Annotated in this window: 23 protein-coding genes and 1 pseudogene; 9 read left to right on the top strand and 15 right to left on the bottom strand. The window is 66.6% G+C overall.

Annotated features, from left to right (window positions below):
- Positions 1–151 precede the first annotated feature (151 nt).
- From P0M04_RS23295 to P0M04_RS23285, 3 genes are read left to right on the top strand one after another with little or no spacing between them, the layout of a single operon-like run.
- Complete coding sequence (locus P0M04_RS23295) at positions 152–1,210, top strand: UDP-glucose--hexose-1-phosphate uridylyltransferase (RefSeq protein ID WP_259449404.1); 1,059 nt, start codon at positions 152–154, stop codon at positions 1,208–1,210.
- A 1-nt stretch (position 1,211) separates the two neighbouring features.
- A complete protein-coding gene (gene galK, locus P0M04_RS23290) occupies positions 1,212–2,375 on the top strand; it encodes a galactokinase (RefSeq protein WP_259449405.1) in 1,164 nt (387 codons plus the stop codon).
- Positions 2,372–3,370, top strand: coding sequence for an aldo/keto reductase (locus P0M04_RS23285; RefSeq protein ID WP_259449406.1), 999 nt, complete (start codon positions 2,372–2,374; stop codon positions 3,368–3,370). Before galK ends, P0M04_RS23285 begins: the two co-directional genes overlap by 4 nt.
- A 99-nt stretch (positions 3,371–3,469) precedes the next feature.
- Here P0M04_RS23285 and P0M04_RS23280 read toward each other — a convergent pair whose 3' ends face one another.
- Positions 3,470–4,252, bottom strand: a complete 783-nt coding sequence (locus P0M04_RS23280; RefSeq protein ID WP_259449407.1) for an SDR family NAD(P)-dependent oxidoreductase — start codon at positions 4,250–4,252, stop codon at positions 3,470–3,472.
- Between the two features lie 193 nt (positions 4,253–4,445).
- Positions 4,446–5,693: a glycoside hydrolase family 1 protein gene (locus P0M04_RS23275; RefSeq protein WP_259449408.1), complete on the bottom strand. Its 1,248-nt coding sequence runs from the start codon at positions 5,691–5,693 to the stop codon at positions 4,446–4,448.
- A 228-nt stretch (positions 5,694–5,921) separates the two neighbouring features.
- Between P0M04_RS23275 and P0M04_RS23270 the strand changes: the two genes are divergently transcribed.
- Positions 5,922–9,611: a putative Ig domain-containing protein gene (locus tag P0M04_RS23270; RefSeq protein WP_259449409.1), complete on the top strand. Its 3,690-nt coding sequence runs from the start codon at positions 5,922–5,924 to the stop codon at positions 9,609–9,611.
- On the opposite strand, the gene P0M04_RS23265 is transcribed toward P0M04_RS23270, so the two are convergent.
- Positions 9,601–10,530 (bottom strand): bile acid:sodium symporter family protein, encoded by a 930-nt coding sequence (locus P0M04_RS23265; RefSeq protein ID WP_259449410.1) that lies wholly within the window; start codon positions 10,528–10,530, stop codon positions 9,601–9,603. The genes P0M04_RS23270 and P0M04_RS23265 overlap by 11 nt on opposite strands.
- A gap of 100 nt (positions 10,531–10,630) precedes the next feature.
- Between P0M04_RS23265 and P0M04_RS23260 the strand changes: the two genes are divergently transcribed.
- The gene (locus tag P0M04_RS23260) at positions 10,631–11,275 is read left to right on the top strand and encodes a M17 family peptidase N-terminal domain-containing protein (RefSeq protein ID WP_259449411.1); all 645 of its coding nucleotides are present in this window, start codon (positions 10,631–10,633) and stop codon (positions 11,273–11,275) included.
- On the opposite strand, the gene P0M04_RS23255 is transcribed toward P0M04_RS23260, so the two are convergent.
- Positions 11,229–12,461 carry an NADH:flavin oxidoreductase/NADH oxidase family protein gene (locus P0M04_RS23255; RefSeq protein ID WP_259449412.1) on the bottom strand — a complete coding sequence of 411 codons (1,233 nt, stop codon included), beginning with the start codon at positions 12,459–12,461 and terminating at the stop codon, positions 11,229–11,231. The genes P0M04_RS23260 and P0M04_RS23255 overlap by 47 nt on opposite strands.
- Positions 12,462–12,608: 147 nt before the next feature.
- Here P0M04_RS23255 and P0M04_RS23250 point away from each other — a divergent pair.
- The 3 genes and pseudogenes from P0M04_RS23250 to P0M04_RS23240 form a co-directional block, all read left to right on the top strand.
- A pseudogene (locus P0M04_RS23250) lies at positions 12,609–12,806 on the top strand (MerR family transcriptional regulator); the annotation flags it as partial.
- A gap of 210 nt (positions 12,807–13,016) precedes the next feature.
- Positions 13,017–14,369, top strand: coding sequence for an RNA-guided endonuclease InsQ/TnpB family protein (locus P0M04_RS23245; RefSeq protein WP_259449413.1), 1,353 nt, complete (start codon positions 13,017–13,019; stop codon positions 14,367–14,369).
- 46 nt (positions 14,370–14,415) lie between these two features.
- Complete coding sequence (locus P0M04_RS23240; protein WP_259449414.1) at positions 14,416–14,592, top strand: MerR family transcriptional regulator; 177 nt, start codon at positions 14,416–14,418, stop codon at positions 14,590–14,592.
- 61 nt (positions 14,593–14,653) lie between these two features.
- Here the strand turns inward: P0M04_RS23240 and P0M04_RS23235 are convergent, their stop codons facing one another.
- The 11 genes from P0M04_RS23235 to uraH form a co-directional block, all read right to left on the bottom strand.
- Complete coding sequence (locus P0M04_RS23235) at positions 14,654–16,390, bottom strand: bifunctional protein-serine/threonine kinase/phosphatase (RefSeq protein ID WP_259449415.1); 1,737 nt, start codon at positions 16,388–16,390, stop codon at positions 14,654–14,656.
- Positions 16,391–16,415: 25 nt separating this feature from the next.
- On the bottom strand, positions 16,416–17,228 hold the full coding sequence (locus tag P0M04_RS23230) for a formate/nitrite transporter family protein (RefSeq protein ID WP_259449416.1): 813 nt from the start codon (positions 17,226–17,228) through the stop codon (positions 16,416–16,418).
- 260 nt (positions 17,229–17,488) lie between these two features.
- Positions 17,489–18,928, bottom strand: a complete 1,440-nt coding sequence (locus P0M04_RS23225) for an FAD-dependent monooxygenase (RefSeq protein ID WP_259449417.1) — start codon at positions 18,926–18,928, stop codon at positions 17,489–17,491.
- Between the two features lie 7 nt (positions 18,929–18,935).
- Positions 18,936–19,151, bottom strand: a complete 216-nt coding sequence (locus P0M04_RS23220; protein WP_259449418.1) for a hypothetical protein — start codon at positions 19,149–19,151, stop codon at positions 18,936–18,938.
- Between the two features lie 46 nt (positions 19,152–19,197).
- A complete protein-coding gene (locus tag P0M04_RS23215) occupies positions 19,198–19,623 on the bottom strand; it encodes a TonB C-terminal domain-containing protein (protein ID WP_259449419.1) in 426 nt (141 codons plus the stop codon).
- Positions 19,604–19,855, bottom strand: coding sequence for a hypothetical protein (locus P0M04_RS23210; RefSeq protein ID WP_281042079.1), 252 nt, complete (start codon positions 19,853–19,855; stop codon positions 19,604–19,606). Before P0M04_RS23210 ends, P0M04_RS23215 begins: the two co-directional genes overlap by 20 nt.
- Complete coding sequence (locus P0M04_RS23205) at positions 19,834–20,304, bottom strand: alpha/beta hydrolase (RefSeq protein ID WP_281042078.1); 471 nt, start codon at positions 20,302–20,304, stop codon at positions 19,834–19,836. The genes P0M04_RS23210 and P0M04_RS23205 overlap by 22 nt, the downstream gene beginning before the upstream one ends.
- A gap of 136 nt (positions 20,305–20,440) precedes the next feature.
- Positions 20,441–21,283 carry an outer envelope protein gene (locus P0M04_RS23200; protein WP_259449421.1) on the bottom strand — a complete coding sequence of 281 codons (843 nt, stop codon included), beginning with the start codon at positions 21,281–21,283 and terminating at the stop codon, positions 20,441–20,443.
- Positions 21,280–22,809: a nucleobase:cation symporter-2 family protein gene (locus P0M04_RS23195; protein WP_259449422.1), complete on the bottom strand. Its 1,530-nt coding sequence runs from the start codon at positions 22,807–22,809 to the stop codon at positions 21,280–21,282. Before P0M04_RS23195 ends, P0M04_RS23200 begins: the two co-directional genes overlap by 4 nt.
- Before the next feature lie 150 nt (positions 22,810–22,959).
- Positions 22,960–24,204, bottom strand: coding sequence for a urate hydroxylase PuuD (locus tag P0M04_RS23190; protein WP_259449423.1), 1,245 nt, complete (start codon positions 24,202–24,204; stop codon positions 22,960–22,962).
- Positions 24,205–24,408: 204 nt separating this feature from the next.
- Positions 24,409–24,768 (bottom strand): hydroxyisourate hydrolase, encoded by a 360-nt coding sequence (gene uraH / locus P0M04_RS23185; protein WP_259449424.1) that lies wholly within the window; start codon positions 24,766–24,768, stop codon positions 24,409–24,411.
- 116 nt (positions 24,769–24,884) lie between these two features.
- On the opposite strand from uraH, the gene P0M04_RS23180 reads away from it, so the two are divergent.
- Positions 24,885–25,619, top strand: a complete 735-nt coding sequence (locus P0M04_RS23180; RefSeq protein WP_259449425.1) for a GntR family transcriptional regulator — start codon at positions 24,885–24,887, stop codon at positions 25,617–25,619.
- The last annotated feature ends 15 nt before the right edge of the window (positions 25,620–25,634 follow it).

Below are 25,634 nucleotides of genomic sequence, written 5' to 3'. Positions count from 1 at the left end.
AAGCCCGCACGCCAGTGCAGCCGTGCGCGGCGCGACCGACGGTAGAATGGCCCCAGACACCGGCGCCAGCCTCTGCTTCCACCGGTACGCGTGCCGCGCCGCCCGGCCGTGGCTTTTCGAGCATCCTATTTCCGAATCGCAGAAGAAGACCATGTTCAATCCATCCGACCATCCGCACCGCCGTTACAACCCGCTGCAAGGCGACTGGGTCCTCGTGTCCCCGCACCGCGCCAAGCGTCCGTGGCAGGGACAGCAGGAAGCCGTCGACCGCTCGGCCAAGCCGTCGCACGACCCGACCTGCTACCTGTGCCCGGGCAATACCCGCGTCAACGGCGAAAAGAACCCCGACTACACGGGCACCTATGTGTTCGAGAACGACTTCGCCGCGCTGATGCCCGACACCCCGGAAGCCGGGACGGGCGCCGACCCGCTGTTCCAGTCGATGAGCGCGCGCGGCACGAGCCGCGTGATCTGCTTCTCGCCGGACCACGCGAAGTCGCTGCCGCAGCTGTCGCTGCCGGCGCTGGAAGGCGTCATCGACACGTGGTGTGAACAGGCCGCCGAACTGGGCGCCAAATACCGCTGGGTCCAGGTGTTCGAGAACAAGGGCGCCGTGATGGGCTGCTCGAATCCGCACCCGCACGGCCAGATCTGGGCCACGAGCTACGTGCCGAACCTGCCGGCCGCGGAAGACCGCCAGCAGAAGGCCTACCACGCGGAACAGGGTCGCCGCCTGCTGCTGGACGTGGCCGAACGCGAGATCGCGGCAGCCGAGCGCGTCGTCGTGCAGACCGAGCACTGGGTCGCCATCGTCCCGTACTGGGCCGCGTGGCCGTTCGAGACGCTCGTCCTGCCCCGCTTCGCCGTGCGCCGCCTGGAAGAGCTGCAGCCGGCCCAGCGCGCCGACCTGGCCGTGCTGCTGAAACGCCTGACGACCCGCTACGACAACCTGTTCCAGACCTCGTTTCCGTATTCGATGGGCTGGCACGGTGCCCCGTACGGCATCCCCGATGAGGAAGCCGAAGGCTGGCAGCTGCACGCCCACTTCTACCCGCCGCTGCTGCGCTCCGCGTCGGTGCGCAAGTTCATGGTCGGCTTCGAGATGCTGGCCGAAGCCCAGCGCGACCTGACCCCGGAACAGGCGGCCGACCGCCTGCGCGCGCAATCCGAAGTGCACTACCTCGACACCGAATCCACTCAAACGACCTGACATGCAAGATAACCGCCTCTCCCGTACTGCCGCCGCTTTCGAAACCGCGTTCGGCGCCGCTCCCACGCTGTTCGTCCAGGCCCCGGGCCGCGTCAACCTGATCGGCGAACACACGGATTACAACGACGGCCTCGTGCTGCCCTGCGCCATCGACTACCGCACCGCCATCGCCGCGAAACCGCGCAGCGACCGCAAGGTGCGCGTCGTGGCGGCCGACTACGGCGACGCATTCGACGAATACGACCTCGACGCCCCCATCGACCGCGTGAGCCAGCCGATGTGGGCCAACTACGTGCGCGGCGTCGTCGAGCAGTTCGTGAAGCGCGGCCTGCCCGTCCAGGGCATGGACATGGCCATCGCGGGCGACGTGCCGCAGGGTGCGGGCCTGTCGTCGTCGGCATCGCTGTCGGTCGCCGTGGGTCGCCTGTTCGCCACGCTGCCCGGCTTCGAGGCGCTGTCGCCGATCGACATCGCGCTGATCGCGCAGGCGTCGGAAAACGACTTCGTCGGCACCAAGTGCGGCAACATGGACCAGATCAGTTCCGCCTGCGGCGTCGAAGGCCACGCGCTAATGATCGACTGCCGCTCGCTGGAGGTGAAGCCCGTGCCGGTCCCGGACAACGCCGCCATCATGATCTTCAACTCGAACGTGACGCGCGGCCTCGTCGACAGCGCCTACAACGTACGCCGCGAGCAGTGCGAAGCGGCCGCCCGCCACTTCGGCATTCCCGCCCTGCGCGACCTCGACCTGGCCACGCTGGAAGCCCGTGCGGCCGAACTGGACCCGGTCGTGCTGCGCCGCGCACGCCACGTGGTGACGGAAGACGACCGCGTGCTGGCCGCCGCCGGCGCGCTGGAATCCGGCAACCTGGAACGCCTCGGCGAACTGATGGCGGCATCGCACGCATCGATGCGCGACGATTTCGAGATCACCGTGCCTGCGATCGACAACCTCGTCGACATCGTCAAGAACGTGATCGGTACGCAGGGCGGCGTGCGCATGACGGGCGGCGGCTTCGGCGGCTGCGTGGTGGCCGTCGTGCCGCATGCGCTGGTCGACGCGGCCCGTGCCGCCGTCGAGCGCGAATACCGCTCGCCGGACGGCAAGCCGGCCACGATCTACGTGTGCAAGCCGGCCGCGGGCGCCGGTAAAGTCACCCCATGACGTACGAGGCGGCGGCCGGACGCTATGGCAGCATGCCTTATCCGCACTGCGGCCGCAGCGGCCTGCGGCTGTCCGCCGTGTCGCTGGGGTTGTGGCACAACTTCGGCGGACTGGATGACTTCGAACGCCAGCGCGAGATCGTGCGCACGGCGTTCGACCACGGCGTCACGTGCTACGACCTCGCCAACAACTACGGCCCGCCGCCCGGATCGGCCGAGGAAAACTTCGGCCGCATCCTCGCCCGGGACCTGAAGCCGTACCGCGACGAGATCGTCGTGTGCACGAAGGCCGGCTACACGATGTGGCCCGGCCCGTACGGCGACTGGGGCAGCCGCAAATACCTCGTCGCGAGCCTGGACCAGAGCCTGAAGCGCATGGGCCTGGACTACGTCGACATCTTTTATCACCACCGCCCCGATCCCGACACCCCGCTCGAGGAAACGATGGCGGCGCTGGATTACATCGTGCGCAGCGGGCGCGCGCTGTACGCGGGCATCTCGAACTACAACGGCGAACGCACGGCCGCCGCGGCGGCGGAACTGCGCCGCCTGGGCACGCCGTTCGTCATCCACCAGATGCGCTACAACATGCTCGTGCGCCAGCCCGAGACGGACCTGTTCCCCGTGCTGGAGCGGGAAGGCGTCGGCGGCATCGCCTTTTCTCCGCTGGCACAGGGCCTGCTGACGGACCGCTACCTCGGCGGCGCGCTGCCGGCCGATTCGCGCGCGGCCGGCAAGGTCGGCTTCCTGAAGCCGGAACACATCACGCCGGAGCGCCTGCGCATCATCGAGGCACTGAACCAGGTCGCCGAGACGGGCGGCCGCACGCTCGCGCAGCTCGCGCTCGGGTGGGTGCGGCGCCAGCCTTCGATTGCCTCGGTGCTGATCGGCGCCAGCAGGCCGCAGCAGGTGCTGGACGCGGTGCGGGCAGTGGAAATGGCGCCGCTGGCGGGCGACGAGATCGCGGCGGTCGAGGCGATCCTGGCCTCGCAGTAGAAAAAACGGCGCGCCGTCCCCTGGAACGGACGCGCCGGCGGTAACGACAGGACGGCACCGCCGCACCGTCCCGATCTCCTGAAAGCGGTGCGCGGGCGGCTAGTGGAACGTGAAGCCGCCGTCGACGTTGACGGATTGCCCGGTCACGTTCTCCATCGTGGCGAGAAAGAGCGCCATGCGGCCCATGTCCCCGGGCGTCTGCGCGCGGCCCTGCGGGATGAGCGTGAGCTGGTGACGCGCCCAGGAATCCTCCACCGACTCCCCCTCCTTCTTCCACTCGTCGGCGAGGCGATCCCACATATAGGTACGCACGACGCCGGGACAGATGGCATTGACCGTGATGCCCTCCTGCGCCACTTCCTTGGCCAGCGCGTTCGTGAATCCCACCACCGCGAATTTCGACGCGCTGTAGTGGGCCAGATTGGGAAAGCCTTCCTTGCCCGCGATCGACGCGACGTTGATGATGCGGCCCCACCCCTGCCTGCGCATCGGCGCCAGCGCGGCCCGGCAGCCGAGGAAGGTGCCCTTGGCGTTGACGTCCATGACGACGTCCCAGTCCTTCTCCGTCAGGTCCGCCACCGGGCGGATGTTGATGACCCCTGCGCAGTTGACGAGGATGCCCAGCGCGCCGAACGCCGCGACGGCCTCGTCGACCATGCCCTGTACCTGCGCGGCGTCGGTGACGTCCACGCGCCGGGTGAGCGCGCGCCGGCCCAGCGCCCTGACTTCGCCGGCCGTCTCCTGCATGGCATCTTCCAGCAGGTCGGCAATCAGCACGTCGGCGCCGGCCCGCGCGAGCTCCAGTACGATGCCCTTGCCGATACCGCGCGCACCGCCTGTCACGATGGCCGCGCGGCCGGCCAGGGGAAGTGAATTCGTCATCTCCGTCTCCTCATTGTTGGTTGGTCCCGAACGATGTTGCCGCCGGGCTGAACGCAACTAGCGTGCCAGTACGTCCGCAGATGGGATATCTGGGAGAAAACGAGGAATGGAGGGCCGCGTGTGCGACACGTGTCGCAGCACCATCCGTATCGCGTCCGACAGGTGTTTCGGCGGGCGCCTCAGCGCCAGTTTCTCAGCACCAGTTCTTATCGGGCTTCATGTCGAGCCGGTGCGCCGCATCGATCACGTCCTGCAGTTCCACGGGGTCGCTGAACGGATCCTCGTCCAGTGCGGTGACCCGGTTCAGCTCCTTCTGCCAGCGCCGCAGCTCGTCGACGCAGGCCTGGTCGGGCACCCGTTCCAGGTCGCCGTCCTTCGGGACGAGGTCGTGTATGCCGTTGTGCACCCACTCGCCGGTATGCCAGTCCGGCATGTCGATACCCGGGAACAGGCAGATGCCCTGCAGGTCCATCCCGCGCCGCACGGCCGCCAGCGATTCGCACATCACGTCGTGCAGCCAGCTCGCGCGTCCGCGACCGAGGCCGCTCGTCTCGCCGATGATCATCGGCCGCCGGTAGCGTTGCCACACTGTTTCCAGCATGTCGCACAGGGGCGCGATGCGGTCGTCGTCCGGGGCCAGCGGCGCGTGCGGGCCGTGCTCGCGGTATTCCATCTGCCCGAACGAATACGAATTCGCGCCGACGATGTCCAGCACGTCGGGTGCGCCGCCGAATTCGGGATGCTCGCGGCCGTACAGGATGTCCCAGGCGAGGAAGGTGTCGACTTCCGTTTCATGGCGTGCAGCCTCGACCTGGTCGGGACGGTCGCGCGGCGCCACGACGCGCACCAGCGGATCCACGTGCACCATGCGCGCCTCGGGATCGACTTCCCGGATCGCTTTCACGCCCGCGATCGCGGCGCGGCACAGCGCCAGACGCAGGCGCATCCGGTCGTCACGCGTGCAGCGATACGGCGCCGCCCAGCCCCACTCGCCGGCGCAAAACGAAAAGAAGGTGATCTCATTGATGGGCGTGAAGAAGTGCGGGCCGCGCACCTTCGGCACGACGTATTCGGCGGCCGCGCGGCAGTAGCTTGCAAACCGGTCCGCGAACGCGTCGTCGCAGGGATCCAGATCGTCCGGGTAGCCGTAGTGGCACAGGTCCCAGATGGGAATGACCTTGGATGCATTCATCGCGGCGATGTACGGGTCGAGGCCCGAAAAATCGTAGCGCCCGCCCTGGTCGACCAGCGGCCACGGGATGCCTTCGCGGGCGACGGCGATGCCGAGACGGGCCAGTCGTTGGTAGTCTTCGGCGGCGTGGCGGTCGTGGCCCGTTTCCGCCACCAGGTTGCGGCGCACGCGCTCCTTTCCCCACAGGAAGGTGGAGCACTCGAAACCGGACAGGAAGAAGGTGGGAAAGATGCCGGGACGTTGGGTCACATGCGACTCCATGGGTATTCGGGCGGAGCCGAGTATAGCCCGGACGCGCAGATGCGCCGTGCACGCTTGCCGCGCGGACACGCGACAATGACGGTCGCCATCTTACAACAAGGGCCCGCTAATCCTTTCGAATTTACGGGATCCGACATCGTTTTATTACCGTTTAGCAATCTTTCACTTTATACTCCGCATTGTTTGATTACTAAAACATAATGCTGGAGAGAAGGTATGGCAGATACGATCAAGGTGAACACGGCACCAACATTCACGGTGCGCGATGGGCGGTTGACCACCGGGTTTACCGCGACATCCACCGACCGGCCCCGGCAAATCGCTCTGCAGCAGGACGGTAAAATCCTCGTGGGCGGCGCCAGCGACGGCAACCTCGCGCTGGCCCGCTACAACGTGGACGGCAGCCTGGATACGTCGTTCAGCGGCGACGGCAAGTTGACGGCCAAGCTGGGGACCGCCACCTATATCTCTACCGTCAACGTCGCGCCCCAGGCCGACGGCAAGATCCTCGTCACCGGACTCACCGGCACCGGATTCACGATTTCCCGCTACCTGTCGAACGGCGACCTGGACACGACGTTCGGCACGAATGGAACGTTTGTACAGGAATCGCGTGCGTGGACCGACGCCTATTACGCCTCGAGCATGTCCGTGCTGCCAACGGGCAAGGTCATGATTGCTTACGTCGTCTACGGGACGCAGCGGGATACGGGACTCATCCGCTACAACGCCAACGGCACGATCGACACGAGCTTCGATACCGACGGCAAAGTCACCTTCGACACCGGCGCCACCGAATACACGCAAAAAGCTCTCGTGCAGCCGGATGGAAAAATCCTGTTGAACATCGCTGATGTCAGCTATCCATCGTCCAAGTACACGCTGGTCCGCATGAACGCGAACGGCACGCTCGACACCGGCTTCAGCGGCGACGGCAAGCTGCCGGTCGTGGCGGGGACGGGAACGGTCGGGCTGACCGAGGCGATGGCCTTGCAGGCGGACGGCAAGATCCTCGTCGGCGGCAGCGTCTATACGCAGAACACGAATTCCATGCTGCTGATCCGCTACAACGCGGACGGCAGCCTGGACACGAGCTTCAACAGTACGGGGACCGTGACGTTGCGCTCGGACGTCGGCGTTCCCTACTCGGCTGCGGCGATCGCGGTGCAGAAGGACGGCAAGATCCTCGCGGTCGGCAACGCGCCGACGGACGACACGGCCAGCCACATCGTCGTCGTCCGTCTGCTGTCCAACGGCACCCTGGACCAGACGTTCGGCAACAAGGGCATGGCGGATGCGCCGATCTCGCGCGTGACCGGGAACAGCGGCGTACAGGCCTCGGGCCTGACGATCCAGCCCGACGGCAAGATCCTCGTGATGGGCGACGACGGCAGCAGCGGCAGTGATTTCGTCGTCATCCGCTACAACGCGGACGGCAGTCTCGACCAGACGTTCTCGCCACCCGCCAACACGCTCGACGGACAATCGACCTTCCGGGAGCCCTACTACTATGCTTACGCGACCCCGACGGTCCTGGACGGCGACGTCCAGATTTTCGATGCCGAACTGGCCGCGGCCAACAGTTACGGCGGCGCCAGTCTGACCCTCAAGCGCCACGAAGGGGCCAACGCCGACGACGTCTTTGCCGCCAAAGAGAACGGCACCTTGTCGACGCTGACGTCCGGCACCTATTTTTCGGTCGACGGCGTGACGATCGGCAGGGTGACGGCCAACGGCGCCGGCACGCTGACCCTGACATTCGCGTCGAACGCGACGCAGGCGCTCGTCAACAAGACGATGCAGCAGATCGCCTACGCGAACCTGTCGGACGCGCCGCCGGACAAGGTGCAGATCGACTGGACGTTCAGCGACGGCAACACGGGCACCCAGGGCACCGGTGGCACCCTCAAGGCCACAGGCAGCACGACGGTGACGATCATCGGCACGAACGACATCCCGCAAGTCAACCAGGTGCTGCCGAACCAGAAGATCGCCACCGGCGTCGCCTTCAGTTACGTCATCCCGGCCAACGCCTTCGTCGATCCGGATCACGATGTGCTGGCCTACAACATCGTGATGTCGGACGGCAGCGGACTGCCGCCGTGGCTCTCGTTCAATGCCGCCACGCGCACGCTGTCCGGCACGCCGGACGCGCTGGACACGGGCACGCTGACGATCCGCGTGATCGCCAGGGACGGCAGCGGTTCCACCGCGTCGAGCGACTTCACCCTGAACGTCGAAGCCTCGTCCAACCACGTCGACGGCACAGCCGGCGCCGACACGCTCGCGGGCTCGGGCGGCGACGACGTGCTGCAGGGTTATGCCGGCAACGACACGCTCGACGGCAAGGCCGGCGCGGACATGATGGCGGGCGGCGACGGCAACGACCTCTATTACGTGGACAACGCGAGCGACACCGTCAGCGAAACGGCCACGGGCGGCACCGACACGGTCTACAGCACGCTGGCCCACTACCAGCTCGCGCCGAACGTGGAGTATGGCCGCGTGCTGACGGCCGGCGCAGGCAACCTGACCGGCAACGAGCTCGCGAACATCCTGTACGCAGGCAATGGCGACAACGTGCTCGACGGCGGACTCGGCAACGATACCGCGTCCTATGCCTACGCCGCGGCCGGCGTCACCGTGACCCTGAGCACGACGCAGGCCCAGGCCACCGACGGGTCCGGTACCGACACGCTGCGCAACATCGAGAACCTGGCGGGCAGCCGGTTCGACGACAACCTCACGGGCGACCTGGGGCACAATGTCCTGAACGGCGGCGCTGGTGCCGACGTGATGATCGGCGGGAACGGTTTGGACACCTATGTCGTCGACAACGTGGGCGACTTCGTGCGCGAGACCAATGCCGACGCGGTGACGGGCGGCATCGACACCGTCAACGCATCGATCAGCTACACGCTCGGCGCCAACGTGGAAAACCTCGCGCTCACGGGCGCCAATCCGGTCGACGGCACGGGTAACGCACTGGCGAACAAGCTTACCGGCAATAGCGGCAACAACGTCCTGAACGGCGGCGCCGGTGCCGACACGATGGCGGGCGGCCTCGGCAGCGATACGTACTATGTCGACAACGCCGCCGACGTCGTCACGGAATCGGCCGACAGCACGCTCGGCGGCACGGACACCGTCATCTCGACCGTGACGCGCACCCTTGGCGATTATCAGGAAAACCTGGTGCTGAGCGGCACCGCCGCCATCAACGGCAACGGCAATTCCCTGGCCAATACGATCACGGGCAATGCGGCGGCGAACGTGCTCAACGGCGGCACCGGCGCCGACAAGATGTCGGGCGGGCTCGGCAGCGATACCTATTATGTCGACAATGCGGGCGACACGATCGTCGAATCGAGCGACGTGACGTTCGGCGGCGTCGACACGGTCGTGTCCACCGTGTCTTTCACCCTGGGCAATTACCTGGAAAACTTGACCCTGAGCGGCACGGCCGCCATCAACGGCACCGGCAATGCGCTGGCTAACAAGATCATCGGCAACGGCGCGGCGAATACCCTCGTCGGCGGCGACGGTGCCGACACGCTGGTCGGCGGCGGGGGCAAGGACGTGCTCACCGGCGGCAGCGGCAGCGACGTGTTCGTGTTCAATGCGGCCTCCGAGTCGGGCACCACGAGCGCGAGCTGGGACGTGATCAGCGACCTGGTGCGCGGCCAGGACAAGATCGACCTGCGCGGCATCGATGCCAACACGGCCACGACCGCGAACGATGCGTTCACCACGTTCATCGCCGGCACGGCCGCGTTCACGGCCGCCGGTCAGCTGAAGTTCCTGAACGGTGTCCTGTACGGGAACACGGATGGAGATGCCGACGCGGAATTCGCCATCCAGCTGACCGGCATCACACAGCTCACCACAGCCGACGTCATGCCTTGACGCGGCGCGCGAACCAGGTGGCGAGCGCGGAGCCCGACAGGTTGTGCCACACGCTGAACAAGGCGCTCGGCACGGCCGCCAGCGGGCTGAAATGCGCGGCCGCCAGCGCTGCGCCGAGGCCGGAGTTCTGCATGCCGGTCTCGAACATCACCGCCTTGCGCTTGGCGAGATCCATGCCGAACAGCCGCGCGAACAGATAGCCGAGCGCGAAGCCGAGCAGGTTGTGCAGGATGACGGCGGCGAACATCAAGAGGCCATTCGTCAGCAGCTTGCTCTGGTTCAGGGCGACGATGATCGCGATGATCAGCACGATCGCCACCGTGGACACGAGCGGCAGCGCCTTCACGCTGGCCGCGGCCTGGCGGCGGAACAGCGTCTTGGCGACGATGCCCAGCGCGATCGGCAGGATCACGACCTGCACGATGTCCATGAACAGCGACGCCGTATTAATGTGCATCCACGCGCCCGCCAGCAGCGACACGAGCGCCGGCGTGGCGAACGGGGCGATCAGGGTGGACACCGCGCCGATCGACACGCCCAGCGCCACGTCGCCGCGCGACAGGAACGTCATCACATTCGACGCGGTGCCGCTCGGGCAGCAGCCGACGAGGATCACGCCGACCGCGATCTCGGGCGGCAGGCGCAGCGCGATGGCCAGCACGTACGCGATGCCGGGCATGATGAGGTAGTGGCCGACGACGCCGATCGCGACGTCCTTCGGCCGCCGGAACACGTCGCGAAAATCTTCCGTCGACAAGGTCAGGCCCATGCCGAACATGACGATGCCCAGCAGCGGCGCGATCCAGCCTTTATAACCCACGAACAGCTGCGGCGCGAAGAATCCGAGGGCGGCGAACAGGAGCACCCACAACGAGAAGGTCTTGCCGACGAAGGCACTGGCTTTTTCGATGGCGTTCACGCGGGGGTTCTCCTGGTCTGATGAGACCGACATTATATGTCCGCCGCCCTCACCTTCGGCCGGTGCGTGGCGACTGGAATCGCGTTAGCATCTCCCCATCATGACCGACACTTCCCTGATCCGCCTGCCGATCGGCACCCATGACGGCGTCGTGTTCGACGTCGTCGCCTGGGGCCCGGCGCACGCCGACGTCGACTTCAGCGTCGCCTGCATGTTCGAGCATGAACTCGGCGGCGGGATGGCCGGCGGGCTGCTCGCGCTGGACCAGGCGCTCGGCGGCCGGTTGTCGCGCCTGCGCGCAGCGGGCGCGTTCCGCGCGCAGCCGCTGGAGACCCTGCTCATCACGTCGCCGCCGCCCGCCGTGGTGCCGCGCGCCGTGCTGGTGATCGGGATGGGAGATCCGGCGCTGCTGGACGGCGACATGCTGCGGCGCGCCTGCCGCGTCGCGCTGCGCGAGGCGATCCGCTACGGCGCCGTGTCGATGGCGTTCGCGCCCAGCGTGCTCGATGCCGGGCGCACGGACAATGCGGCGCTCGACATGCAGAACGTCATGCTAACCGGGATGCTGGGCGCGCTGCGGGCCGAACACATGCTGGCGCAGGCCGGCCTCGCGGCGGCGCCGTCGCTGCGGCATTGCACGTTCGATGTCGGGGCGCCCCGCGCGCAGGCAGCGGGGCGCGCGTTCGCGGAGGCGTTCGTCAGGCTGACTGCCGGTCCATCCAGCGGCGATAGCGCCGGGTCCTGACCGTCGTGTCGATCTGCTGTTCCAGGAAGGCGCACAGCGGAGTGACGGCCGGATTGGGTCCCCTGCCGCGACTCAGCCTGCGCAACTGGTGCTTGACCATCGCCATGTAGGCGATCGACGCGAGCACCTTGTTCTTCCACGTGATCGGCCGCAGCACGGGTGCGCTGGGCGCCCCCGCCTGCCACGCGCGCGGCAGATCGGGGTTCAGCGCCAGCGCCGTGCCGATGCCCACCATGTCGATGCCGCTGTCCAGCACCTGTTCGGCCACCGGCAAGCGGCGTATGCCGCCCGTCACCATGATCGGCATCGTGGCGACGGATGCGATGTCCCGTGCGAATTCAAGAAAATAAGCTTCGCGCGCCAGCGTCCGGCCGTCGCGGGCCTGCCCGTGCATCGCCGGGGCCTCGTAACTGCCGCCGGAAAGCTCGAGGAGGTCGATCTGCAACGGGTTCAGCATGGCCACCACCGCCCTGGCGTCGTCCGCACTGAAGCCGCCGCGCTGGAAATCCGCGGAGTTGAGCTTGACCGATACACTGAACGCGGGATCGACGCGCTCCCGCACCTCTCGAACGACCTCCAGCAGCAGGCGCGCCCGGTTTTCGATCGTGCCGCCCCAGCGATCCGTGCGCCTGTTCGTGATGGGCGACAGGAACTGGCTGATCAGGTAGCCGTGCGCCGCATGGATCTGGACGTCATCGAAGCCGGACGCTTGCGCCAGCATCGCGGTGTCCACGAAACGGCGCTTGACGTCGAGGATGCCGACCTCCGTCATGGCTTTCGGTGCCGTGAATTGTCTGGAAAATCTGCCCAGGTCCAGCGCCACGGCCGACGGCGCGACCGTTTCCTGTCCCAGGGCAGCAGGCATCTGGCGGCCGGGATGATTGATCTGCATCCAGACCTGCGCGCCGTGGCGCCGTGCGGACTGCGCCCACCGTTCGAACCGCGCCCGATGCCGCCCGGATTCCAGCACGACGCCTCCCGGCCCCGTCATGGCCCGGCGGTCGACCATGACGTTCCCCGTGATCATCAGGCCGACGCCCCCCTCAGCCCACGTGCCGTAGAGGCGGATCAGTTCGTCGGACGGCGCATGATCGGCATCCGCCAGGTTTTCTTCCATGGCGGCCTTGGCGAAGCGGTTGGGAAGCGAAGTGCCATTCGGCAGGGTCAACGGGGTAAATGGGCTCATTCGAGGCTCCCTGGTTACGATGGTTGGGATCGTAAGCTTCAAGTCGGCTTGAAGGTCAAGAGGAAAAACGCGATATCTTCGGCCCATTGACATTCAAGTTAACTTCAACGTTAAAGTAGGAGGCACCACGTCACCCGGGAACGACACATGAAAATTGGCGAACTTGCAAAACGCACCGGACTGTCCACGTCCGCCATCCGTTTTTACGAATCCAAAGGGCTGCTGAAAGCGGTCGACCGTTCATCGAACAACTATCGCGACTACCCGCCCGAGGCGGTCGCGCTGCTTGCGATCATCGGCAACGCCCAGCAGACCGGATTCACGCTCGATGAAATCAGGAGTATTACTCTAGGCGAACTAAACGTGACTGAACGTGTCCAATCGTGATCATGGAAAAGACGATGGGCACAGGCGAGGCCGCCAGACTACTGGGAATCACGGTCAAGACGCCGCAGAGGTTGGAGTGCGAGGGCCGGCTCGTCCCGGTTGCCCGCACCGCCAGCAACCGCCGCCGTCACACCGAGAGTCAGTTGCGCGCGGCCCCGGAGAACGACCATGCTGCTGGCGCACCGGATCAGGATTGACGCGACAGCGGCCCAGTGCGACTATTTCGCGCGGGCGGCCGGCACCGCCCGCCGGGTCTGGAACTGGGCGCTCGCCGAGTGGAACCGTCAGGCAGACTGCGGGCTGCGACCAAACGCGATGGCACTCAAGAAGGCGTTCAATCGCATCAAGTATTCGGATCCCGACTGGCTCGACGCCGACGGCAAGCCATGGCTGCGCGCCATCCACCGCGACGCGCACGCCCAGCCGTTCGCCAACCTCGCGAAGGCGTGGAGCCGTTACACCGAGCAGCGACGCGCCGGCCAGCCGGCGCACGCGCCGCGCTTCAAGAAGAAGGGCCGCTCGGCCGAGAGTTTTTATCTCGCGAACGACAAGTTCCGGCTCGAGGGACGCAGCGCCGTGCTGCCGAAGGTGGGCCGCGTCGCGCTGCGCGAAGCGCTGCGCTGGGCCGGCAAGATCATGGGCGCAAGTGTCTCGCGCGAAGCCAGCCACTGGTATCTGGCGGTTCAGGTCGACGTGCCGGACCACCTGGCCCGGCGGCGCCGCACAGGTGACGCCGTCACCGGCGTCGACTTGGGCTTGACCAGTGCGGCCACGCTGTCCAGCGGCGAGAAGATCCCAGCGCCACGGCCGTTGAAGGCGGCGCTGCGGCGCCTGCGCATCCGCTCGCGCCGGCAGTCGCGCAAGGTCGAGGCGGCCAAGGCCGCGGCCGGGATCGTCGGCCGTATCGCCAAGGGTACGCGCCTGTCGGCGTCGAAGAACCGGACCAAGGGCGCGCTGGCGCTGGCGCGGCTGCAGGCGCGCATCGCGCGCGTGCGCAGGGATTTCACCCATAAGCTCACGACCCGGCTGTGCCGCGAGAATCAGGCGCTGGCGATCGAAGACCTGAATGTGCGCGGGATGCTGGCCAACGCGCGCCTGGCGCGCGCGATCGCCGATGTCGGCTTTTACGAATTCCGACGCCAGCTGACGTACAAGTCAGGGCGCTACGGTACGCAAATCGTGCTGGCGGACCGCTGGTACCCGTCCAGCAAACTTTGTTCGGGCTGCGGTACCCGCAATGGAGGGTTGGCGCTGGGCGACCGGACGTGGACCTGCGCCGGTTGCGGCGTGTGGCACGACCGCGACGTGAACGCGGCCATCAACTTGCAACGGCTCGCCACCGGCGCCCTCGCGGCGCGCACGGCGCTACCCGAGGCGAGCCAGGCGGTAACGCGTGGCACTGCCGCCGGCCGGGCGCCGGCGGGAGGCGGGGAAGTCACGCCTGTCAGGCACGAGTACGGTCAACAGGACGTCTCGGGGCAGGAAGAGAACGCTGTGCACATTTGCACACGTAATCGATAGCAGCATCCTGCCCGCGGACGCCGCCGGCTGGCAGCATGACGAATTGATGGCCACCCTGCACAGGAAGCTGGCCGATATCGAAGCGATGGAACGCCGGCTGGCGGCGAACAAGATGCACCTGCTGTCGCTGATCGACCTGATCGAGTCGAGGCCGGAAGGCATGGGATGCCAGGACAACGCCGCGCGCGTGCTGGACCAGGTGAAACTGCAAACCCGCGGATGAGCGCTTGACCTTCAATCCGGCTTCGACGCTGGCAACCCTCCCCGGCCGCCAGCCCTGGCCGCTAAACCCGTAGCGCCAGGTCCGCCACCAGCACCAGCCCGAGCCCGAACGCCACCGCCTTCCAGAACAGCAGCGGATTCCGTTCGATCAGCGGCGTCCGCGTGCGCTGCGCAAATGCGCTGTTCGGATGGTGCAGGTCGTAGACGAATTCGGCGACGTCCTCGTAGCGCCGGCGCGGGTCGATCTGCAGCGCCTTGCGCAGGGCCGCGTCCACCCACGCCGGGATCGCCGGATCGTGCTCGCGCGCGGACGTGTACGCGAGCCGGCGCTGTGCCGCCCGTCCGGCCGCGCAGGGGATCTCCACGCCATACGGCAGTTCGCCCGTCAGCATGAAGTACGTGAGCACGCCCAGCGCGAACACGTCCGAGCGCACGGTCCCGCGCTCGCCGAGGAAGTACTCGGGCGCGGCGTACAGCGCGGCGCCCTGCAGGGTCCAGTCCGCGTCATGCGGCGACATCTCGACGACGCCGGCCACGCTCACCGACCCGAAGTCGATGATGCGCGCGTTGCCGTCCGCATCGATCATGACGTTTTCCGGCCGCACGTCCTGGTGCAGCATCTCGAGCCGGTGCAATGCGCGCAGGCCCTTCGCCACCTGGTCGACAATGCGGCGCACTGCGTCCAGGCCGGGACGCGGCTGGCTGCGCAGCCATTGCGCCAGGGTGACGCCCTCGATGTATTCGGTCGCCACATAGACGTGGCTGCGGCGCCGCGCCGGCGAGGCCGGTTTCACGACATGCGGACTGCGCACGCGCCCCATGATCCATTCCTCCATCACGAACCGCTCCATGTAGGCGCGGTCGCCGGCAAGGTCGATCGAGGGGGTCTTGAGGATGACGTGCGCACCGCTGTCCGGGTCCTCGGCGAGGTAGACGTGGCTGCGGCTGCTGCCGTGTACTTCGCGCACGATGCGGTAGCCGTCGAGTTCCGCGCGCGGCGCCAGCAGCGGCGGCAGCGGCAGGCCCGCCATCTGGCGCAGCAGTTCGGACGCCTCGCGTGCCTGCAGCGATTCGATCCGGACCAGTTGCACGGTGAGGTTGTCGGCGCTGCCGTTGGCGAGCGCGCGCTCCACGAGACGGCACGCGGCCGCGTCCAGGTCGGGCGCGTCCTGCAGCGCGGCGTGCACGTCGGCGCCCGACACATGCTCGTACACGCCGTCCGTCGCCAGCATGAACAGGTCGCCCGCCTCCAGCGCCACGGCGCGGTAGTCGATTTCGATCCGGTCCTGCACGCCCAGCGCGCGGCTCAGGTAACTGCGTTCGGGCGACACCCACACGCGGTGGTCGGTCGTCAGCTGTTCCAGGCTGGCACCCTTCCCGCCCGCGTGGACGCGGTAGATGCGCGCGTCGCCGACGTGGAACAGGTGCGCCGTGTTCGACTTGATGACGAGCGCGGAGAACGTGCAGACGTGGCCGCAGTCCTGGTCGGCGCGGTCCTGGCCCTGCCGCGTTTGGGCATACAGCCAGGCGTTGACGGCGGCGAGCACGCGCTCGGCCGACGTCCTGACCGACCATGCGTCGGCCGTGGCGTAGTAATCGTCGAGGAAGGCCGCGACAGCGGTGGCGCTGGCGATGTGGCTGACGGCGCTGCTGCTGATGCCGTCGGCCAGCGCGAGCGCCGCGCCCTTCGTCGAGGCGAGCGGCGCGCGCGGCATCACCATGCCGTGGCAATCCTGGTTGACGGCCTTGCGGCCGCGGTCCGTATGCTGGCCGACGGACAGCGTCAATGGCTGCGACATGAACCGCCGGCCCGCGTCGTATGGTTTAGTTGAACGAACGCTTCGGCGCCGTCTTCACGTGCGTCGAGTACAGCGTGAGTCCCGTGAATGCGAGGCCGCCGACGAGGTTCCCCAGCACGGTCGGGATCTCGTTCCAGATCAGGTAGTCGAGGAACGTGAAGTGCGCGCCCGTCAGGATCCCGAACGGGAACAGGAACATGTTCACGACCGAGTGTTCGAAGGCCATCGCGAAGAACAGCATCACCGGCATCCACATGGCGATGACCTTGCCGCCGACGGTCGTCGAGATCATGGCGCCGACGACGCCCGTCGACACCATCCAGTTGCACAGCATGCCGCGGATGAACAGGGTGAGCATGCCGGCGAAGCCGTATTCCGCATAGCCGAGCGTGCGCTTCTCGCCGATCGTGCCGATGGTCTTGGCCAGCACGCCGCCGTCCGTGTGGAAGCCGAACGTGAAGATATACGCCATCAGGAACGCCACGGTGAACGCGCCGAGGAAGTTACCGGTGAAGACGATACCCCAGTGCTTGATCACGCGCGGCAGCGTGACACCGGGCCGCTTGTCGATCAGCGCGAGGGGCGTCAGGACGAACACGCCGGTGAGCAGGTCGAAGCCGAGCAGGTACAGCATGCAGAAGCCGACCGGGAACAGCAGCGCGCCGATCAGCGGCACACCGGTGGCCACCGAACAGCTGACGGCGAACACCGCCGACAGGGCAAGGATGGCGCCGGCCATGTAAGCGCGGATCAGCGCATCGCGCGTGGACATGTAGATCTTGGATTCGCCCGCGTCGACCATCTTGGTCACGAATTCTGAAGGCACCAGGTACGCCATGAAACTTCTCCCTAGGGGCCGCCCGTGAGGCGGCGTGATTGATCGGTGATCCGGCGTCGGTTGCGCCGTCATGGGGAGTTATGCAAGAAGCGGGCCTGCATCGGCGCGGGGCGATTCTCACGGGCTCGCGCACCGCGATCGTGCCGGCGCTGCCTGCTGGTGCAGCGGCGCACCATTTTTGGCGAGGCCGCTCACGCGCGTGCACAGGAACGATGCGGGCCGGCCGGCGTGGTGCGCGCTGTTCTTGCGGCCTGCACCGGTCAGGCGCCGAACCACACCGCGCATGCCGCGCGCAGGCCCGCCGCGCCGCCGTCGCCCGTCCACGCCACGTGGCCATCCGGCCGCACGAGCACCGCAGCGGGCAGCGGCACCGGGCCAACGACCGGCAGTTCGCAGACGCCATCGAACGCCGCGTCGACCCGTTTCACGCGGTCGTCGGCATATGTCGCGGCGAAGTTCAGCAGCACCGGCCGCGCATCGTGCAGCAGCGCGTAGACGCGGGTCGGCCCGGCGGCCGTCACGATATCCAGGTCCGGCATGCGCCGGCCGAGCAGCGGGTGACCGGCGCCCAGGTCGTAGCGGATGTCCAGGCCGGCGATCATCGCGCCGAAACGCTTGCGCGGTTCGTCCATCGCGAGCATCTCCGCGACGAATTCGCCCAGCACGGGCGTGCGGTCGTCCGGGCGCCGCAGCACACCCTGCGCGATCGTGTTGCGCAGCACGCGCGCGGCGGCGGGATGACGCTCGGCCTGGTAGGTATCGAGCAGCGACGCCGGCGAGATACCCTTCACGACCTGCGCCAGCTTCCACCCGAGGTTGACGGCATCCTGCACGCCGAGATTGAGACCCTGCCCGCCCAGCGGCGGATGGATGTGCGCCGCGTCGCCGGCCAGCAGGATGCGGTCCTTGCGATAGCGGTCCGCCTGGCGCACGGCATCGCTGAAGCGGGACAGCCACGTGGGCGAATGGACGCCGAAATCGGTCCCGTAGACGGTTTTCAGGCCCGCGGCGAGTTCGTCGAGCGTCGGCTCGCCGGCCGCCTGCGGATCGCGTCCCGCCAGCACCACGCCGACCGTCTCGCCATCCTCCATCAAGGACATCGCATGGCGGCCGGACGCATCCTCGTGGAAGCAGGGCACCGGCGTATCACGCATTTTCACTTCGGCGATGAGCCAGCTCGTGGTCGCGTCCCAGCCCGGGAAGCCGATGCCGGCCAGCTTGCGGATGCGGCTCCGGCCGCCGTCGCAGCCGACCAGCCAGCGGGCACGCATGCGCGCGCCCTGCGTCGTCGTGACGTCGACGCCGCTGTCGTCGCCGGCGATGTCTTCCACTTCCAGGTCGCGATGGATCCGCACATTCAGTTCGCCGGCCCATGCCGCGAGCAGCCGTTCGGTCTTTTCCTGCGGCAGGGCGAGCAGGTAATTGTGACGGGTCGGGACATCGCTAATGTCGAGGGCGGCGTGAAAACTGACCCGCGGGTGCGTCTTGCCCGCGGCCAGAAAGCGATCGACGATGCCGCGCTGGTCGAGCAGCTCGAGCGTGCGCGCATGGAGGCCGCCCGCCCGTCCGCCGACGCGGGCCTGCACCGGCTTGCGCTCGACGATGGCCGCGTCCACGCCCGCGAGCGCCAGTTCGGCGGCCAGCATCAGGCCCGTGGGGCCGGCGCCGACGATGATGATGTCATGGTCGATGGTTTGCATCCGCCCCCTATTTATTGAATAAGATACGCACGGCTTTCCATCCAACGAACGGCCCCGCCAGCACGCCGACCAGGCCTGCGAGAAGCGTCGCGATAAAGCGATACTGAGGACCGTCCGGCACATATCGAATTCCGGGCAGCGCCAGCCACGTCAAATAGACCGCGGCGAGCGCCCAGAGAACAGTGACCACCGCCCAACACAGTACCTTAGTCAACAGACTCATCTTTTATCCAGGATTATCGGGCGACGGCCCGGTTCGGCGACTACCATTATTTTTTTAACGAGTATTCGATGACGAATGCATGCTCGACTTCACCATCCTCCCTCGTCGGCAAAGGCGAAGACTTCCAGATGCCTTTTTGAACCGCGAGGTCGAAGTCGGGAATGCCGCTACTCGCAGTGCGATCGACCGACATGACTTCGCCGGTGGGCAGCATCAGCACCCGATACACGACCCTGGGGTTGCCAACCTGGTTCGACCTGTCGTCATAGGTGACGTTTGCCCGAATTTTTTTAACGACGCGAATCACATAGGCACTGTCCGCGGCCGTGAAAGGCGTCCCTCGCGGGCGGTCGCTTGCGGTTTGCGCGACCGCGCCATGAAAGGCCGCCAGGCTCCATGACAGCACGAAAAGCCGCTTCATCATTTTAATCCGGCCGCCGGCGCTGTCGATGTCACGATCGTTTGTCCGCATCCGGATCTCCGTGCTTGGTCAATTCGAGTTCGAGAAGAATATCCGTCAGGGCCGCGGGCGACAAGCGGGGAATGTCATGCGCGCAGTCGATGCGGTGGGTACGCCACGTGGGATCGGCGCGCAAGCGCTCGTTCAGCTCGACGAACGGGTTTCCCTCCCAGCCGGTCGCGGCGACGTGATTTTTCGTGCAGACCCGTTGCCACGCGCCCGTCAGCCGGATCGCCTGGACCAACGTCGCGGGGGATGCGGCCGGCAGCGCGCATCGAGATGGGGCGAGGGTGCGCAGGCCAGACCGTCGGCCGCCGCGCCGGCGATGAAGGAGTCGCGGTAGCGCTGGGTCGTGAGAGACCACACGGAGTCGCCATCGTCCGGTACGAAGGCGTCCACGAACACGAGCGCCGCGACGCGGGACGACAGGCGGTCGGCTGCGCCCGCGATGACCATGCCGCCATAGGAGTGGCCGGCCAGGATCACGGGCGCATCGGGCGTATCGACCGCTTCGATCGCGGCGACGACGTCGGCGATGTGGCGCTCCAGGTTCACGCCCGCCGCCGGTCCGCCGTCCAGGCCGGACAAGGTCAGGGCGTCGACGCCGTGCCCCGCCGCCGTCAATCGGCGCGCGACCGCGTCGTATGCCCAGCCACCGTGGCAGCCGCCCGGCACCAGGATATATGTGGCCATCGGAGTCCTCCTTGCCTTCGCGCCTGTGCGCGGGCCGACAGATACACCCAAAAAAAAACGGCGCGCCGCCCGAAGGCAAGCGCGCCGGTGGCAACAACGGGCCGGCACCGCCGTGCCGCCCCGTCCTACTCGTAAATCAGAAGTGGTACTCCGCCTTGACCATCGGCGTGCTGGCCGAGGCGCCCGGCACGCGCTTGCTGTCGTTGCCGAACTTGTTGTGCCAGTATTGATAGGCGACGCCGGCGCGGAAGGTCTTCGGCTTGGCGCCCAGCAGCGGGCCCAGGTCGTACAGCAGCTGCATGTCGATGTTCGTTTCCGGCGCCGTCTGGTTGCCGAATTCGTCCTTGCCCTTGGCCGCGATCCAGTTCGCGAAGCCTTCCCACGACCAGCCCGAGGCGCCGATCGGGAACGCCCACACGGCGCCCAGCATCGGGTGCGTGTCGTAGCGGTAGCGCGAGACGCTGGTCTGCGTGAATTCATTGTTCGGCGCGTTGCTCTCCCACAGGCCGTAAATACCCACGTTCAGCAGGCCGGGCACCTTGAAGGCCAGCGTCGGGCCGACGACCAGCATGCGCTTCTTCGAGTTGTAGCCGGCATCGTCCTTCGTGTTGGCGTCGAAGCCGAGCGTCAGGCCGACGTCGCTCACGGGACCGTAGGCGAATTCCTTGCCGCTCACCTTGCCCAGCGAGATCGTGTTGCGGTACACGAGATAGAACTCCTGCGCGCCCGAGCTGGCGCCCGGCGCCGACGGATCGGTCTTGTTCGACAACAGGACGTCCAGGTTGAAGAAGTTCGTGCCGTAGGCATAACCGCTCACGTGGTTGATGTCGATGATGTCCTTGCGGATTTCGCTGGCGTTGAACGGCTCGCGGAAACGGCTGCCGGTACGGTAGCCGATCGACGTGTCGCTCCATTCGGCGGCCTGGACGGACGTTGCCGCGCACGCGCACAGCGCCATGGTCAGGACGGTTTTTTTCATGCTTTGCTCCCTTGGGCGATAGTTGGATGGTTGTTGGTGGCGCCCGCATCTCCATGGCTTTCTGCCGGGATGTCGCGGGTACCGTTGAAGAAGAGGTTCAGTGCGACCGCGGCGACGGCGGTCAGCAGGATGCCCGACTCCAGCAACGGATGCAGGCTGTGGGCCATCTGTTGGGCCCAGCGGGGTGCCACCAGCGGGATCAGGCCGAAGCCGATCGACAGGGCGACAATATACAGGTTGTAGCGGTTGTTCCGGAAGTCCACGCGCGTCAGGATGCGGATGCCTGCTGCGGCAACCATACCGAACATGACAAGACCCGCGCCGCCCAGCACGAACTGGGGGATCGCTTCGACGAGCGCCGCCATCTTCGGCAGCATGCCCAGCACGATCATGATGATGCCGCCGGCCACGCACACCCAGCGGCTCTTGACGCCCGTGACGGCCACGAGGCCGACGTTCTGCGAAAAGCTGGTGTGCGGGAAGGTGTTCAGCAGGCCGCCGATCAGGGTGCCCAGGCCGTCCGTGCGCAGGCCGGCGGCCATCTGTTTCCGGTCCAGGTCCTTGCCCGTCAGTTCCGACAGCGCCAGGAACATGCCGGCCGACTCGATCATCACGACGATCATGACGACGGCGAACGTGACGATCATGACCAGGTCGAACGTGGGCGCGCCGAACGCCAGCGGCGTCACGAGCTGGAACCAGGCGGCCTTGCCGACCTTGTCGAAGTTCATCTCGCCCAGGGCGAACGTGACGACGCAGCCGGCCACGATGCCCAGCAGGACCGAGATATTGGCCAGGAAGCCCCGGCAGAACCGGACGAGGCACAGCACGACGGCCAGCACGAACGCGGCGATGCCCAGGTGGTCCAGCGCGCCGTAGTTCGGGTTCGGCGTCATCGGCACCGGGCCGGCCAGCTTCAGCGCCGGCGCCTCCGCACCCGGCGGCAGCGCGGCCGCAGCCTGCGCGGCACTGGCGCGGGCGGCATCGACCATCGCGGCCAGCTTCGCCGTGTCGACGCTCTGCGCCGTGCTTTCCGGACCGCCCATCGCCCAGCCGACGCCGACGCGCATCAGGGTCACCCCGATGATCAGGATGATGGTGCCGGTGACGACGGGCGGGAAGAACCGCAGCAGCCGGCTCATGAGCGGCGCGAGCAGCAGCGCCACGGCGCCGGCGCCGATACCGGCACCGAAGATCGCACGGGCCCCGTCGACGCCGGGGACCGCGTTCGCGATGGCGACCATCGGGCCGACGGCCGCGAAGGTCACGCCCATCATCACGGGCAGGCGGATGCCGAACCACGATGTCAGGCCAAGGGATTGAATGAGTGTCACGATACCGCAGCAGAACAGGTCGGCCGAGATCAGCATGCTGACCTGTTCTGGCGGGAGTTTCAGTGCGCGTCCCACGATGAGGGGGACGGCGATGGCGCCGGCGTACATGACGAGGACGTGCTGCAACCCGAGCGCACCGAGGCGCGCGAGCGGCAGCCGTTCGTCCACCGGATGGCGGGACGGCTGGGTCATGCTTTTGTCTCCTAAATGTTTTTATGAACTGCGTGTACTGCGTTCGAAACTATAAGAAGCATGCCGCCCGCCACGCGCCGGCTGCCTGGGCCGGGCGCGCGAGCGTGTCCGCCGGCCCGCTGTGGGGGCCGCCGGACAGGTTACAACGGGTTAGTTGGTCGGGGCGCCCTCTTCGTACCAGCGCTTGATGAGATTGCGCTCGTCCGGCGTGATCTGGGTGGCGTTATTCAGGGGCATCTGCTTGGTCACGACGGCCTGCTGGTACATCTGCTGGGCGTGACGCTTGATGGCGTCGGGCGAATCGAACGAGATGCCCTTGCTCGGCATGGCGGCCGAGTGGCACATCGCGCAACGCTGGGCGACGACGCCTTTCACCTGGTCGAAGCTGACGTTCTGCGCGGTGGCACCGGCGGCTGCGGCACTATTCACAGGTGCAGCGGATGCGATGACCGGCAGGTCCGCCTCGGGTTTCGGGGTCAGATAGACGACGAGACCGAGCATGGCGGCCACGCCGAAACCGGCGAATTCCCACGGCACGCGCTTGCCGTGCACCAGCGCCTTGTGGCGGGCGACGAAGCTCTGGCGGATCAGGGCGCCGGTCAGCATCATGAGGACCAGCACGACCCAGTTATGTTCGCCCGAGTACAGCCAGCCGTAGTGGTTGGACAGCATCGCGAACAGCACCGGCAGCGTGAAATACGTGTTGTGGACGCTGCGCTGCTTGGCGCGCCAGCCGTAGATCGGGTCGACCGGCTGGCCGGCCTTCAGTTGCGCGACGACCTTGCGCTGGCCCGGGATGATCCAGAAGAACACGTTGGCGCTCATCGACGTGGCCAGCATGGCGCCGACCAGCAGGAAGGCGGCGCGGCCGGCATACAGCTGGCACGCGAGCCAGGAGGCGAACACGACGAACACGAAGATGATGGCGCCGACGATGGCGTCGCCGTTCTTCTTGCGGCCGAACGTGCGGCAGATGGTGTCGTAGACGAGCCAGAACGCGACGAGGAAGCCCAGCGCGGTGCCGACGGCGGCACCGGCCGTCCAGTCGTGCACCTGCTTGTCGACCATGAAGGTGCCGGCATTGAACAGATACAGGACGGTGAACAGGCCGAAACCGGACAGCCACGTGGCGTAGCTCTCCCAGTAGAACCAGTGCAGGCCCTCGGGCATGGCTTTCGGGGCGACGAGGTATTTCTGCGGATGGTAGAAGCCACCGCCGTGCACGGCCCACAGCTCGCCGTCGACGCCTTTTTCGACGAGGTCGGGCGACGTCGGCTTGGTCAGCGAGTTATCGAGGAAGACGAAGTAGAACGATGCGCCGATCCAGGCGATCGCGGTAATGACGTGGGTCCAGCGCAACAGCAAGTTCACCCAGTCGAGCAAATAGGATTCCATGAGAGCCTCAAATACAAAGGAAGCATGGCGCAAACGACGCACCAGGCTGTCCCATCACCACAGCGGGCTCTGTGAGGGGCAAATCATCGCAACCACCGGCGTCGGGCTGGGCCCGGGTGCCGATGTGCTCCGCGGCGACACAACAACTGTATACGATCTTTTTGAAAAAGGGTATGACTTTATGAGAAAAACAACGCTCCGTGCTTACGAGCCACGATAAGTGGAGTACGACCACGGGCTGACGAGCAGCGGCACGTGGTAATGACCTGCCGCGTCGGCGATGCCGAATTCGAGCGGCACGACGTCGAGGAAGGCCGGCTCGGGCAGGTTCACGCCCTTCTCGCGGAAGTACGCCGCCACACTGAACGTGAGACGGTAGCGGCCGACGGCCATCGTCTCAGCGTTCAGCAGCGGACCGCCGTCGTTGCGGCCGTCATTATTGAGTGTGAGCGTCTTGATCGTGCGCGCGCTGCCGTTATTGTCGAGCGCTTCGAGCGTGACGCGCATGCCGGCGGCCGGGCAGCCGTTCATCGTGTCGAGCACGTGGGTGCTGAGGTGTCCCATCTGATTTCCTTTCTTGTTGATTGAAGTAAAAAATTGCATACACTTTGTGTTTTCTTTTTTTTGAAAAGTGTATACACTTCAAACACGATGTCAATCACTTATTGTCCCGAGCGACCATGAACCGAGCCCGCCAACCCCTGAAGATCGTCCCGCTGACCAGCGACATCCATGATACGCCCGCGTCCGCGCCGTCCGGCAGCGCCACGCAGCGCATCGTGGATTCCATCACCACGGCGATCGCCGAGCGCCGCCTGATGCCGGGCACGAAGCTGTCCGAACAGAAGATCGGCGACATCTTCAAGGTGTCGCGCACCGTCGTGCGCCAGGCATTCAACCAGCTGTCGCGCGACCGCCTCGTCGTGCTGGAGCCGGCACGCGGCGCGTTCGTCGCCACGCCGACGGCCGAGGAAGCGAACGACGTGTTCGAAGTGCGCGCCATCCTCGAGACGGCCGTGACGAAGCAGCTGTGCGCGACGATCACGGACGCCCAGGTCAAGCAGCTGCGCGACCACCTGGAGCTGGAACGCGCGGCCGTCAACAACGCCGAGATTCCCGGCCGAACCCGCCTGCTGGGCGACTTCCACCTCGTGCTGGCGCAGATGCTCGGCAACCAGGTGCTCGTGCAGATGCTTTCGGAACTCCTGACGCGCTCCTCGCTGATCGCGCTGATGCGCCAGTCGTCGCACTCGGCGGAAGAATCCCTGGACGAGCACGTGGCCATTGTCGACGCCTTCGAAAAGCGCGACGTCAAGGCGGCCGTGCGCCTCGTCTCGAAACACCTGGCCAACGTCCAGCACAACCTGCACCTCGATCCGCAGCGCGTGGACCTGGCCGACATCCTCCACCCATGATCAAAAGACACCATC

The sequence above is a fragment of the Telluria mixta genome (assembly GCF_029223865.1).
Classification (GTDB): Bacteria; Pseudomonadota; Gammaproteobacteria; order Burkholderiales; family Burkholderiaceae_D; genus Telluria; species Telluria mixta.
Note: the sequence above shows the minus strand (reverse complement) of the source record. Positions and strands in the feature narration are given on the sequence as shown.